This window comes from Lacinutrix sp. MEBiC02404, from assembly GCF_053601575.1.
On record NZ_JBSHNV010000220.1, the window covers coordinates 929,958 to 942,124 of the forward strand.

Below are 12,167 nucleotides of genomic sequence, written 5' to 3' on the forward strand. Positions count from 1 at the left end.
GCTGTCGCTAATACGCATACTTCAAGCTATTTCGTTAACCGTTTTTATTTTTTTTACATTGAACAATCCATCACAAATATTTACAGTATTAAATATAGTTATTAGAAATAATAACAAGATGGACATACGTCCAATTTTCCGTCGTCGCCCTTAGGGTGTGCTTCTATATATAGAACTAAGGTGAGTCCGGTTCTGCTTTCAGAAAAAAATCAAAATCAACCTATTTATAATTTAAAATCAATTACAATGGAAATTGTTATTGCGAATAAATCACACAGTATTTACGCAGACATTATTTGCGAAACTATTGCAGATGCAGCTCAAGTTAGAGGAACTGGGATTGCAAAGCGCAAACCAGAATACGTGATTACCAAAATGGAAAATGGTAATGCGGTTATTGCTTTAGACGGCGATAAATTTGCTGGTTTTTGCTATATAGAACAATGGAGTCATGGCAAATTTGTAGCCAATTCTGGGCTAATTGTGCATCCAGATTTTAGAAATCTAGGTTTAGCGAAGCAAATTAAGAAGAAAATATTCGAGCATTCTAGAACCAAGTTCCCGGATGCAAAAGTCTTTAGTATTACTACAGGTTTAGCGGTTATGAAAATGAATAGTAACTTAGGTTATAAGCCAGTTACGTTTTCAGAATTAACAGAAGATCAATCCTTTTGGAATGGCTGTCAAACCTGCAAAAATTTCGATGTTTTAACAAGAACGGAGCAAAAAATGTGCTTGTGTACAGGTATGCTTTATGATCCTTCTAAAGAAGTGAAAAAAACGCACGAACATACGTACGATAAAAAAGTGTGGACGAGATTAAAGAACATAAAACAGACCATGTTTTTAAAAAAAGAAAAGAAAGATGAGTAAAAAATTAGTCATAGCATATAGCGGAGGATTAGATACATCCTATTGCGCAGTAAGTTTAAGTAAAGCGGGATACGAGGTGCATGCGGTAAGTGTAAATACAGGTGGTTTTACTTCGGAAGAAATTAAGGAGATTGAAAGTAATGCATACAAAATGGGTGTTTCTACGTATAAGAATATAGATGCAGTTGCTACTTTTTATAAAAAAGTGGTGAAGTATTTAATCTTCGGAAATGTACTTAAAAATAACACGTATCCTTTATCTGTAAGTGCAGAGCGTATCATTCAAGCAATAGAAATTGTAGAATATGCTAAAAGTATTGGCGCAGCATATATTGCCCACGGAAGCACAGGAGCAGGAAATGATCAAGTACGTTTTGATATGATTTTTCAAACATTGGCCCCACAGATTAAAATCATCACACCAATTAGAGATGGGAAACTAACCAGGCAACAAGAGATTGATTACCTTAAGGAAAACGGAATTGAAGCATCTTGGGAAAAAGCAAAATACTCGGTCAATAAAGGGCTTTGGGGAACAAGTGTTGGTGGAGAAGAAACATTAACGTCGGAAAAAGCATTGCCAGAAAGTGCTTATCCTTCACAATTAAAAAAAGAAGGAGAAGATAAAGTGGTGTTAACTTTTGATAAAGGCGAGTTCGTTGCGGTAAATGGAAGGAAAGGTTCTTCTCAAAAAAACATTGAAATTTTAAATAATCTGGCATCTGCCTACGCTATTGGTAGAGATATTCATGTTGGAGATACGATTGTAGGCATTAAAGGTCGTGTTGGTTTTGAAGCTGCAGGAGCTTTGGTAACTATAAAAGCACATCATTTATTAGAGAAACATACGTTGACCAAATGGCAATTACAGCATAAAGATTATTTATCTAGTTTCTACGGAATGCATTTGCATGAAGGTCAATATTTAGATCCTGTAATGCGTGACATGGAAGCCTTTTTACAAAGTAGCCAAGACAAAGTATCGGGAGATGTTTTTGTAACCTTGAAACCGTATCATTTTTCTTTAGACGGAATTATTTCAAAGCACGATTTAATGAACGCGAAATTTGGAAGTTATGGGGAAGAAAATAAAGGTTGGACTGCAGAGGAGGCAAAAGGGTTTATTAAGATTCTTGGGAATCAAAACAAAATCTATCAACAAGTAAACTCTAAATAGGAGTACAGACCTGTCAGGTACAAAACACCCCTCAAGTCCGCTCAAGTGGCAAGGCAATCTTTTAAATTAGACAATTGTCCCCTTGAGGAAATTTTAGGGGTGTGAAAATAGAATTGAAATGAAAAAAATAAAAGCGGGAATAATAGGAGGAGCCGGATATACAGCAGGAGAATTAATAAGATTATTAATTCATCATTCTAAAGTAGAAATCGATTTTGTATTCAGTACTTCTAATGCGGGAAACAAATTATATAAAGTGCATCAGGATTTAATTGGTTCTACAGAATTGGTGTTCTCAAGCGAAATTAATACGGAAATCGATGTATTGTTCTTGTGTTTAGGGCATGGGAATTCCAAAGCTTTTTTAGAGAAAAATACATTTTCGAAAAGCACTAAGATCATCGATTTAAGTAATGATTTTAGATTGACTGAAGATGCTGTTTTTGATAATAAAACCTTTGTTTATGGTTTGCCGGAATTAAATAAGGAAGCCATTAAAAAAGCGAATTATATTGCGAATCCAGGTTGTTTTGCAACCGCAATTCAATCTGCATTATTGCCTTTAGCTAAAGCGGAAGTTTTACAAAACGATGTGCATATTAATGCAGTGACAGGAGCAACAGGAGCAGGAACATCCTTGTCGGAAACCACACATTTTACATGGAGAGATAATAATTTCTCACATTATAAAGCTTTTACACATCAGCATTTAGGAGAGATTAATCAGTCGGTTAAAATTTTGCAATCTGACTTTGCTTCTGAAATCAATTTCATGCCCAATCGTGGCGACTTTTCTAGAGGAATTTTTGCTACCATGTATACCAAATATGCCGGCAGTTTGGAAGATGCAAAAAAGTTGTATTCCGAGTTTTATAAAGATGCTGCTTTTACCGTAGTTTCTGATGAAGAGATTCATTTAAAGCAAGTGGTGAATACTAATAAATGTATCCTTCATTTACATAAACATGAAGATAAATTATTAGTAACAAGTATTATTGATAACCTTTTAAAAGGTGCTTCCGGACAAGCAGTTCAAAATATGAATTTAATGTATGGTTTTGAAGAATCGGAAGGTTTGAAATTGAAAGCAAATTATTTTTAGAAGTACTGCTGCTGCGTTAGCGATTGGAACGGCATCCTTTTTTGACGTCAGTTCGAGTGAATTTGTGAAGCATGAGCAAATTTGTATCGAGAACAAGACAAAAAAGATATAGTGTAAAGCGCGACCCTTGTGGTAACGCTAAAAAAAACAGAAAATAAAGATTTCCGCCTTTGTGGAAATGAAAAAAGGAAAAAGAATGAAAATAGCAATCATAGGAACAGGAAACTTAGGGAAATCCATCGCAAAAGGATTAATAACCAACAACGCGATTACTAGTTTATATTTAACCAAGCGGAATTTAGAAGGCATTCAAGAGTTTGATGGCTATAAAAATGTGCATTTAACTACAGATAATATGGAAGCTGTAAAACAGTCGGATATTATCATTTTTGCTGTGCAACCAGCCCATTTTGAAGGGATTTTAAAGGACATAAAAGAATATTTAACCGAAAAGCATGTGTTAATTTCTACTATTACAGGGTTTTTAATTCCGAAGATGGAAGATATTGTTGGTGCAGATAAATATATCATTCGTGCCATGCCAAATACGGCAATTGCAGTTGGTAAATCGATGACTTGTTTGTGTTGTAATGAACAAGGAGAAAAACGTATTAAAATTGCAGAAGCTATTTTTAACCGTTTAGGACATTCATTAAGTATTCCAGAAAACCAGATGCAAGCAGCGACGGTAGTTTGTGCAAGTGGTGTTGCCTTTTGGATGCGTTTAATTAGAGCGACAACACAAGCGGCAATTCAGTTGGGTTTTGATGCAAAAGAAGCGCAAGAATTAGCCATGTATACTAGTGAAGGAGCTGCGAGTTTATTGATTACCAATGGGAATCATCCAGAAGAAGAAATAGATAGAGTAACCACGCCAAAAGGTTGTACTATTGAAGGTTTAAATGAAATGGAACATAAAGGATTGAGTTCCTCTTTAATTCAAGGTATGGTTGCTTCGTTTAATAAAATAAGCAACATCAAAAAAGAGCAAATTTAGAAACTCCTGCAAGGTGTCTAAGACCTTGTAGGTTTGTTTTTCGATAAGTGAAATACCTGCAGGGTTTTAAAACCTTGAAGGATAAAAAAGAATAAATATGAGTTTATTTAATGTATATCCATTATTCGATATCACTCCTGTAAAAGCAGAAGATGTCTTTGTTTTTGATGAAAACAATACCAAATATTTAGATTTGTATGGTGGACATGCCGTGATTTCTATTGGGCATTCACATCCTAAATATGTAAAAAATATTAGCGATCAAGTTGCTAAATTAGGGTTTTATAGTAACTCGATTCAGAATCCGTTACAAGTTGCTTTGGCAAATAAGTTGGAAGCGGTTTCTGGTTGTAAAGACTATCAGTTGTTTTTGTGTAATTCTGGAGCAGAAGCGAATGAAAATGCATTGAAGTTAGCATCCTTTCATAACGGAAAGAAAAAGGTTGTTGCTTTTAAAAACGGATTTCATGGCCGTACGTCGGCAGCAGTTGCGGCAACCGATAATCCTAAAATTATTGCGCCAATAAACGCACAACAGGAAGTCGAAATTTTAGAATTAGGCGATTTAGAATCCGTCGAAAAAGCATTAGCAAAAGAAGATGTTTGTGCTGTTATTATCGAGTGTATTCAAGGTGTTGGCGGCTTAGATGAAAGTACTGCTGCATTCTATGAAGGCATCGATGCATTGTGTGAAAAGTACAATACTTGTTTTATTGCAGATGAGGTGCAATCTGGCTTTGGTAGAACTGGCGATTTCTTCGCGTTTCAAAAATATAACGTGACTCCGGATATTATTTCGATTGCAAAAGGAATGGGAAATGGTTTTCCAATTGGAGGTATTTTAATTCATCCAGATATCAAAGCTTCTTTTGGTTTGTTGGGAACCACTTTTGGCGGAAATCATTTAGCATGTGTTGCTTCTTCCGCTGTTCTAGAAGTTATTGAAGAAGAGAATTTGATGCAAAATGTAAAAGAAATCTCCGCGTATTTTGTAGAAAAAGCGAATGAAATTTCTGCAATAAAAAAGGTAAAAGGAAGAGGTTTAATGCTTGGTTTGGAATTTGATTTTCCAATTTCGGAACTTCGTAAAAAGCTGATTTTCGATCATAAAATATTTACAGGAAGTGCAAAGAATCCTAATTTAATACGAATTCTTCCGCCTTTAACGATCCAAAAAGAACATATCGATTTGTTTTTTGAGGCTTTGAAAAGTGAATTAAGATAGTGAAATGAAATAATTTAAGGGTGTATAGCCTTAGAATTAAAGTTTAATAAAAGATTTCCACTTTTGTGGGAAATGAATATGAAAAAATACACCAACATAAAAGATATATCTAATCTTCAAGAAACCATTAAGGAAGCCATTCTATTAAAAATGAATCCTTTTGAATTCCAAGACTTAGGAAAAAATAAAACCTTGGTTATGTTATTCTTTAATGCCAGTTTACGTACGCGATTAAGTACCGAAAAAGCGGCGAAAAACTTAGGCATGCAGGTCATGATTCTAAATGTGAATGACGCTTGGAATCTAGAGTTTGAAGATGGGACGATCATGAATGCGAATACGTCGGAACATATAAAAGAAGCTGCGCAAGTGATATCGCAATATGCCGATGTAATTGCTGTTAGAGCATTTCCAAGTTTAACAGATAAGCAAAAAGATGCAAGTGAATTTGTAATGAATAGCTTTGTTAAATATGCGACAGTGCCAATTGTAAATATGGAAAGTGCAATAGCACATCCTTTGCAGGCTTTGGCCGATGCGATTACCATTACCGAATTAACCGAAAAAGCGAAACCAAAAGTGGTATTGTCTTGGGCGCCACATCCAAAAGCGTTGCCGCAAGCAGTTGCAAACTCGTTTGTAGAAATGATGCAAAACATGGATGTTGATTTAATCATTACGCATCCTAAAGGATATGAGTTGAGCGAAGAGATATCGAAAAATACGCCAATAAATTACAACCAAGAAGAAGCATTAAAAGATGCCGATTTTGTGTATGTAAAAAATTGGAGTTGTTATAGTGACTACGGAAAAGTGTTGAGCCAAGATAAAAATTGGATGATGACCAAAGCGAAACTAGGAAAGGCAAAATTTATGCATTGCCTACCAGTTAGACGAAATGTGGTGGTGGAAGATGCTGTTTTAGATGGTGAAAATTCTCTGGTGATGCAGCAAGCTAATAATAGAACTTTTGCAGCGCAAATTGTGCTGAAGCAGATTTTGGAAGCATTGTAATATTTTGAATTATAAGTCCTGCGAGGTTTTAAAAACCTTGTAGGTCTAAAACTAAAAGATAAAATCCTTCCCTTTGGGAAGGTTAGGATGGGAATGAAAACACTAAAAATCATAAAAATAGGCGGAAACATTATTGATGACGCTGCTGCTTTGCAACAATTCTTAAAAGAATTTGCAACGATAGATACTCCTAAGATTCTAGTGCATGGCGGTGGAAAATTAGCTACCAAGCTTGCAGAACAAATGCAAGTGGAAGTTAAAATGATAGATGGACGACGCGTAACCGATCAAGTGACTTTAGATATTATCACGATGGTGTATGCTGGAAAGATAAATAAAAATATAGTAGCACAATTGCAAGCCAATAAATGTAATGCTATTGGTTTTTCGGGAGCAGATGGGAATACGATAGTTTCCGATTTAAGACCATCAAAACCTATCGATTATGGTTTTGCTGGAGACGTTAAAAAGGTAAATACAAAAACGGTAGAACTGCTTTTAAATAATAGTGTAACTCCTGTTTTTTGTGCGATCACGCACGATGAAAAAGGGCAGCTTTTAAATACAAATGCAGATACGATTGCTTCCGAATTAGCAATTGGTTTTGCATCTGTTTATAACACCGAATTATATTATTGTTTTGAAAAAAATGGTGTTTTAGAAGATGTGAATAATGATGCTTCCGTAATCGAAAATATAAACACAGAAACCTATAAAGCACTTGTTGAAAACGGAATTATTTACGAAGGCATGCTTCCTAAATTAAACAATTGTTTTCATGCGATACAGCATCAAGTTCAGAAAGTTTGTATTGGAAAATCAGACATGCTTTTTAATAAAAATAGTAAACACACAACCATTACCAAATGATAGAAAAATTAACAACAAGAGCAATTGCTTTATTAAAGCAGTTAATAGAAACACAATCGTTTTCTTCGGAAGAAGGTCCGACGGCAGCACATATTGAACAGTGGTTTGTACAACAAGATATTCCTTTTAATAGAACGAAACATAATGTTTGGGCTACCAATAAACATTTTGACGATAGCAAGCCAACGTTATTGTTAAACTCCCATCACGACACGGTAAAACCCAATAATGGCTATACTAAAGATCCGTTTAAAGCGATTGTAGAAGATGGGAAATTATATGGTTTGGGCAGTAATGATGCTGGAGGTTGTTTGGTGAGTTTATTGGCAACTTTTGCGTATTTTTATAACAAACAAGACCTAAATTATAATCTGGTTATTGTCGCTTCCGCGGAAGAAGAAAGTAGTGGCGATAATGGTTTAAATAGCATGTTGAAAGTAATTCCTAAAGTGGATGTTGCTATTGTTGGGGAACCAACGCTGATGCATCTTGCTGTTGCCGAAAAAGGTTTAGTAGTATTTGATGCCGTTGTAAAAGGAACGCCAAGTCATGCTGCACATCCAAACGATAATAATGCGATTTATAATTCGATTTCGATTTTAGAATGGTTTAAAAATTACAAGTTTGATAAAGCCTCGGAAGCTTTAGGGGAAGTGAAGATGACTGTCACACAAATAAATGCAGGGAAACAACATAATGCGGTTCCTGCAGATGTTAAATTAGTGGTGGATGTTCGTGTAAATGATAAGTATACCAATCAAAATATTGTAGATATCCTTCAAAAGGAAGCGCCTTGTGATAGTATTATTCCAAGAAGTATAAAATTAAATTCGTCGTCTATTCCAATCGATCATCCATTGGTAATTGCAGGAATTCAAATTGGCAGAAGTACTTATGGTTCGCCAACACTTTCCGATCAAGCAGTTTTAACTTGTGCTTCTTTAAAATTAGGACCTGGTGATAGTACAAGATCGCATTCTGCCGATGAATATATTTACGTGCATGAGATTGAAGAAGGGATTAAAATTTATATTGAATTGTTAGAAAAAGTACTTTAAAAAAGTGAAACGTCCTTGCGAACAAAGTGAAGCAACCTCATGGTTAAGGAGCAGATTGCTTCGTCACTCTTCCTCGCAATGACAATAAAAAATCAAATTATGAAACTCTGGGACAAAGGAATAAGTATCGACAAAAAAATAGAACAATTTACGGTTGGAAACGATAGAGAGATTGACATGCATATTGCAAAGTATGATGTGCAAGCGTCTTTAGCACATGCTATAATGTTGGAATCTATCGGAATAATTTCTTCGGAAGAATTACAACAACTTAAAAGTGGATTAAACGAGATTGCTGAAACTATAGAAAATGGAACCTTTGTCATTGAAGCTTCGTTTGAAGATGTGCATTCTAAAATAGAATATGAACTTACCAAAACTTTGGGGGATGTAGGAAAGAAAATCCATACTGCGCGTTCTAGAAACGATCAAGTTTTAGTGGCACTTCAATTATACTACAAAGAGAATTTACAAGAAATTAACGATAAAACAAAAACGTTTTTTGAAACACTTTTGGGTTTAGCCGAAACACATAAAGAAGCATTGCTTCCTGGTTATACGCATTTACAAGTTGCCATGCCGTCTTCCTTCGGATTGTGGTTTTCTGCCTATGCTGAGGTTTTAATTGATGATGTATATTTACTAAACGCAGCCTTAAAAACGGTAGATCAAAATCCGTTAGGTTCTGCTGCAGGTTACGGAAGTTCATTTCCTATTGATAGAGAATTAACAACTAAAGAATTGAATTTTACCACCTTAAAATATAATGTGGTTGCCGCACAAATGAGCAGAGGAAAAAGTGAACGTACTATTGCATTAGCTTTAGGAAGTGTGTGTAATACATTGGCGCGTTTTGCAATGGATATTTGTGTGTATAACAGTCAGAATTTTGGCTTCATCGCTTTTCCTGATGAGTTAACTACAGGAAGTAGTATCATGCCACATAAAAAGAATCCGGATGTTTTTGAATTGATTAGAGGAAAGGCAAATAAAATCCAAGCGTTGCATACCGAAATGGTTTTAATCACCAATAATTTACCAAGTGGTTACCACAGAGATTTTCAGTTATTAAAAGAGAATATAATTGCTGCTATTGAAGATGTAAAAGATCTGTTGGATATTTTTAATTATGCCATTCAGCAAGTAATTGTAAAACATATCGATTTAAACGATGCCAAATACCAATACCTGTTTACGGTAGATAATATTAATACTTTGGTGGTAGAAGGAATGCCTTTTAGGGAAGCGTATCAAAAGATTGGTGGTGAAGTGGAGAATGGAACCTATGTGCCAGATACTTCTAAAAAACATACGCATGTTGGTAGTATTGGTAATTTGTGTTTGGATGGGATTAGAACTAAATATCCTAGGTAGATTGTAACGTTTATGGTTTTTACTTGACTTATAAATTAAAATATTTATTAAATTTGATGAAAATTATTTCAAGTAAATTTTCAATAAAACAGGTTGTTGTATTTCCAATAATCACAAGTTTGTTTGTTGTTTTTTTAATTTCAATTATATCTTTTCTGTCTGTTGAAATGACAATTGATGGTGCACCATTATATAAAACTCCTATTTGGTGTGTTTTGGTGTTTGTCTTGCTGTTATTCTGGAGTATTCGTCATTATTTAATAGTTTTTAAGAAATATGTTTTTTTTGAAAAGGGAATTGAAGTTAAAAATGTGTTTGGAAAAGAATTTTATTCATGGAATGATGTTAAAAAAGTTTCTATTGTTAAAAATAGATATGAAAAAATATTAATGCAATATTTAAAAGAAGATACTCTTACTATTCATTTGAAAAGTGGAGAAGTGCTAGAGTTATTCTCAATGTATTATAAAAACATGCCTTCATTAAGACGATATTTTAAAAATAAGAAGGATTTAAAAGTTACCAATTCCTATGATGATAATACTAATGAATCAATTAAACCATTTAATAAGAGTGTGTTTAAAGGGAGTTTTATGATGTCATTCAATGGGGGTTTGATGGTTTTTTTTATTGTTTTGTCTAGTTTTATGCTATGGCATAGTTGGTCTTCTATGACTTTTGTGGGAGTGTTAGTACTTTTAGCGATTCCACTTATTTCACTTTTCGTATTTGGTTTTCAATCGTACTATTTTGTTATAGATGGTAAGTTTTTATTAGTAAAAAACCATGTTTTTTTACATTCTAAAATTCAAATAAATCTAGATGAAGTTAGGTTAATAGGTTTTGAGCAAAAATTAAAAAAAGAACCATCCATAAAAATCATCTACAAAGATTACAGTATTACTTCATTTCAGTCAAGCAGTTTAAAAGAATCACAATGGATATCTTTAATACGTTTGCTTAAGGAGCATAATGTAAATGTTGTAGATGAATTATTTTATGAGTTTAACTAGACCCTTGGTAAATCACTATCATCCTTTAATGGTAAACAAGATTCTCCCATTAAATAGGTGTCAATATGATGAGCTGCTTGTCTTCCTTCTGAGATTGCCCAAACAATTAATGATTGTCCGCGACGCATATCTCCAGCGGCAAAAACTCCTGGAACATTCGTTTTGTAATCTTTGGTAGTTGCTTCGATATTGGTTCTAAAATCCATTTTTAAACCGAATTGGTCAGCTAGCGTTTTTTCAGCACCTGTAAATCCGAGTGCTAATAATGCGATATCGCATTTCCAGTCTTTTTCCGTATTTGGTACTTCTTTAAGTTGTGGTCTTTCTCCAGGTGTGAAAATCCATTCTACTTCCACGGTTTTTAATCCGGTTAAGTTTCCTTTCTTATCACCTAAAAATTCTTTAGTAGAAATACTAAAAAAACGATCTACACCTTCTTGGTGAGAGGAAGTTGTTTTTAGCTTCATAGGCCAATATGGCCAAGGTTGATTTGCTGGTCTACCTTCGGAAGGTTTGCTTAAAATTTCAAAATTGGTAACGGATGTTGCGCCATGACGATTGGAAGTTCCTATGCAATCACTTCCTGTGTCACCACCACCAATTACGATGATGTTTTTGTCTTTAGCAGAAATTACATCTTTAAAATCTACTAAACCATCTACATATTGGTTGTTTAGTTTAAGAAAATCCATCGCTTGCGTCACGCCTTTTAAATCTGCTCCAGGTATAGGAATGTTTCTCCTTACCGTTGCTCCACCACATAAAATAACCGCATCAAAATCGTCTTTTAATTGGGTAGCGTCCACGTTTACGCCAACATGAGCATTGGTTTTAAATATAATTCCTTCTTCTTCTAAAACCGCAACACGTCTGTCAATCACATTCTTTTCCATTTTAAAATCTGGAATACCATAACGTAATAAGCCACCAACTTTTTCGTCGCGTTCAAAAACGGTAACAGTATGTCCTGCGCGATTTAATTGTTGTGCAGTAGCTAAACCGGCAGGTCCAGAGCCAATAACAGCCACGGTTTTTTCGGTTCTAACTTTTGGAGGATGTGCAACAATCCAACCTTCATTAAAGGCGGTTTCTACAATATTTTTTTCAATATTTTCTATGGTTACTGGATCTTCATTAATTCCTAAAACACAGGCTTCTTCACAAGGTGCAGGACATAAGCGTCCAGTGAACTCTGGAAAGTTGTTGGTTTTGTGTAAAATTTCAGCAGCTTCTTTCCATTTCCCTTTGTAGACTTTATCGTTAAAATCTGGAATTAAATTACCTAGCGGACAACCACTATGGCAAAACGGAATTCCGCAATCCATACATCTTGCGCCTTGATCTTGCAGGTGGTCTTTTTTTAACGGAATCGTAAATTCTTTGTAATTTTCTATACGCTTTTCTGGCGCTATATAACTTTCGTTTTCGCGTTCAAACTCTAAAAATCCTGTTATCTTTCCCATA

At 34.6% G+C, this 12,167-nt stretch carries 11 protein-coding genes; 10 read left to right on the forward strand and 1 reads right to left on the reverse strand.

Annotation, left to right across the window (positions count from 1 at the left end):
• Window positions 1-246: 246 nt before the first annotated feature.
• The 10 genes from ACVCXO_RS18565 to ACVCXO_RS18610 all read left to right on the forward strand — a co-directional run bounded on the left by ACVCXO_RS18565 (window position 247) and on the right by ACVCXO_RS18610 (window position 10,703).
• Entirely contained in the window at window positions 247-873 is a 627-nt protein-coding gene (locus ACVCXO_RS18565; protein WP_452231081.1) for a GNAT family N-acetyltransferase, read from the forward strand.
• Window positions 866-2,050 carry an argininosuccinate synthase gene (locus ACVCXO_RS18570; RefSeq protein ID WP_452231082.1) on the forward strand — a complete coding sequence of 395 codons (1,185 nt, stop codon included), beginning with the start codon at window positions 866-868 and terminating at the stop codon, window positions 2,048-2,050. The genes ACVCXO_RS18565 and ACVCXO_RS18570 overlap by 8 nt, the downstream gene beginning before the upstream one ends.
• Window positions 2,051-2,168: 118 nt before the next feature.
• A complete protein-coding gene (argC, locus tag ACVCXO_RS18575; protein WP_452231083.1) occupies window positions 2,169-3,152 on the forward strand; it encodes an N-acetyl-gamma-glutamyl-phosphate reductase in 984 nt (327 codons plus the stop codon).
• 196 nt (window positions 3,153-3,348) lie between these two features.
• The gene (gene proC / locus ACVCXO_RS18580) at window positions 3,349-4,149 is read left to right on the forward strand and encodes a pyrroline-5-carboxylate reductase (protein WP_452231084.1); all 801 of its coding nucleotides are present in this window, start codon (window positions 3,349-3,351) and stop codon (window positions 4,147-4,149) included.
• A gap of 97 nt (window positions 4,150-4,246) precedes the next feature.
• Entirely contained in the window at window positions 4,247-5,374 is a 1,128-nt protein-coding gene (locus ACVCXO_RS18585; protein ID WP_452231085.1) for an aspartate aminotransferase family protein, read from the forward strand.
• Window positions 5,375-5,452: 78 nt separating this feature from the next.
• The gene (locus tag ACVCXO_RS18590) at window positions 5,453-6,388 is read left to right on the forward strand and encodes an acetylornithine carbamoyltransferase (RefSeq protein WP_452231086.1); all 936 of its coding nucleotides are present in this window, start codon (window positions 5,453-5,455) and stop codon (window positions 6,386-6,388) included.
• 93 nt (window positions 6,389-6,481) lie between these two features.
• A complete protein-coding gene (argB, locus tag ACVCXO_RS18595; protein WP_452231087.1) occupies window positions 6,482-7,258 on the forward strand; it encodes an acetylglutamate kinase in 777 nt (258 codons plus the stop codon).
• Complete coding sequence (locus ACVCXO_RS18600) at window positions 7,255-8,316, forward strand: M20 family metallo-hydrolase (protein WP_452231088.1); 1,062 nt, start codon at window positions 7,255-7,257, stop codon at window positions 8,314-8,316. Before argB ends, ACVCXO_RS18600 begins: the two co-directional genes overlap by 4 nt.
• 99 nt (window positions 8,317-8,415) lie before the next feature.
• Window positions 8,416-9,690, forward strand: coding sequence for an argininosuccinate lyase (argH, locus tag ACVCXO_RS18605; RefSeq protein ID WP_452231089.1), 1,275 nt, complete (start codon window positions 8,416-8,418; stop codon window positions 9,688-9,690).
• Window positions 9,691-9,746: 56 nt separating this feature from the next.
• A complete protein-coding gene (locus ACVCXO_RS18610) occupies window positions 9,747-10,703 on the forward strand; it encodes a hypothetical protein (RefSeq protein WP_452231090.1) in 957 nt (318 codons plus the stop codon).
• Here the strand turns inward: ACVCXO_RS18610 and ACVCXO_RS18615 are convergent.
• Window positions 10,700-12,166 (reverse strand): glutamate synthase subunit beta, encoded by a 1,467-nt coding sequence (locus tag ACVCXO_RS18615; RefSeq protein ID WP_452231091.1) that lies wholly within the window; start codon window positions 12,164-12,166, stop codon window positions 10,700-10,702. The genes ACVCXO_RS18610 and ACVCXO_RS18615 overlap by 4 nt on opposite strands.
• Between the last annotated feature and the right edge of the window lies 1 nt (window position 12,167).

What these genes read in the sequence shown, in the direction of transcription:
- ACVCXO_RS18565 (WP_452231081.1), top strand. Translation starts at nt 247, where the DNA reads ATGGAAATTGTTATTGCGAATAAATCACACAGTATTTACGCAGACATT.
- ACVCXO_RS18570 (WP_452231082.1), top strand. Translation starts at nt 866, where the DNA reads ATGAGTAAAAAATTAGTCATAGCATATAGCGGAGGATTAGATACATCC.
- argC (WP_452231083.1), top strand. Translation starts at nt 2,169, where the DNA reads ATGAAAAAAATAAAAGCGGGAATAATAGGAGGAGCCGGATATACAGCA.
- proC (WP_452231084.1), top strand. Translation starts at nt 3,349, where the DNA reads ATGAAAATAGCAATCATAGGAACAGGAAACTTAGGGAAATCCATCGCA.
- ACVCXO_RS18585 (WP_452231085.1), top strand. Translation starts at nt 4,247, where the DNA reads ATGAGTTTATTTAATGTATATCCATTATTCGATATCACTCCTGTAAAA.
- ACVCXO_RS18590 (WP_452231086.1), top strand. Translation starts at nt 5,453, where the DNA reads ATGAAAAAATACACCAACATAAAAGATATATCTAATCTTCAAGAAACC.
- argB (WP_452231087.1), top strand. Translation starts at nt 6,482, where the DNA reads ATGAAAACACTAAAAATCATAAAAATAGGCGGAAACATTATTGATGAC.
- ACVCXO_RS18600 (WP_452231088.1), top strand. Translation starts at nt 7,255, where the DNA reads ATGATAGAAAAATTAACAACAAGAGCAATTGCTTTATTAAAGCAGTTA.
- argH (WP_452231089.1), top strand. Translation starts at nt 8,416, where the DNA reads ATGAAACTCTGGGACAAAGGAATAAGTATCGACAAAAAAATAGAACAA.
- ACVCXO_RS18610 (WP_452231090.1), top strand. Translation starts at nt 9,747, where the DNA reads ATGAAAATTATTTCAAGTAAATTTTCAATAAAACAGGTTGTTGTATTT.
- ACVCXO_RS18615 (WP_452231091.1), bottom strand. Translation starts at nt 12,166, where the DNA reads ATGGGAAAGATAACAGGATTTTTAGAGTTTGAACGCGAAAACGAAAGT.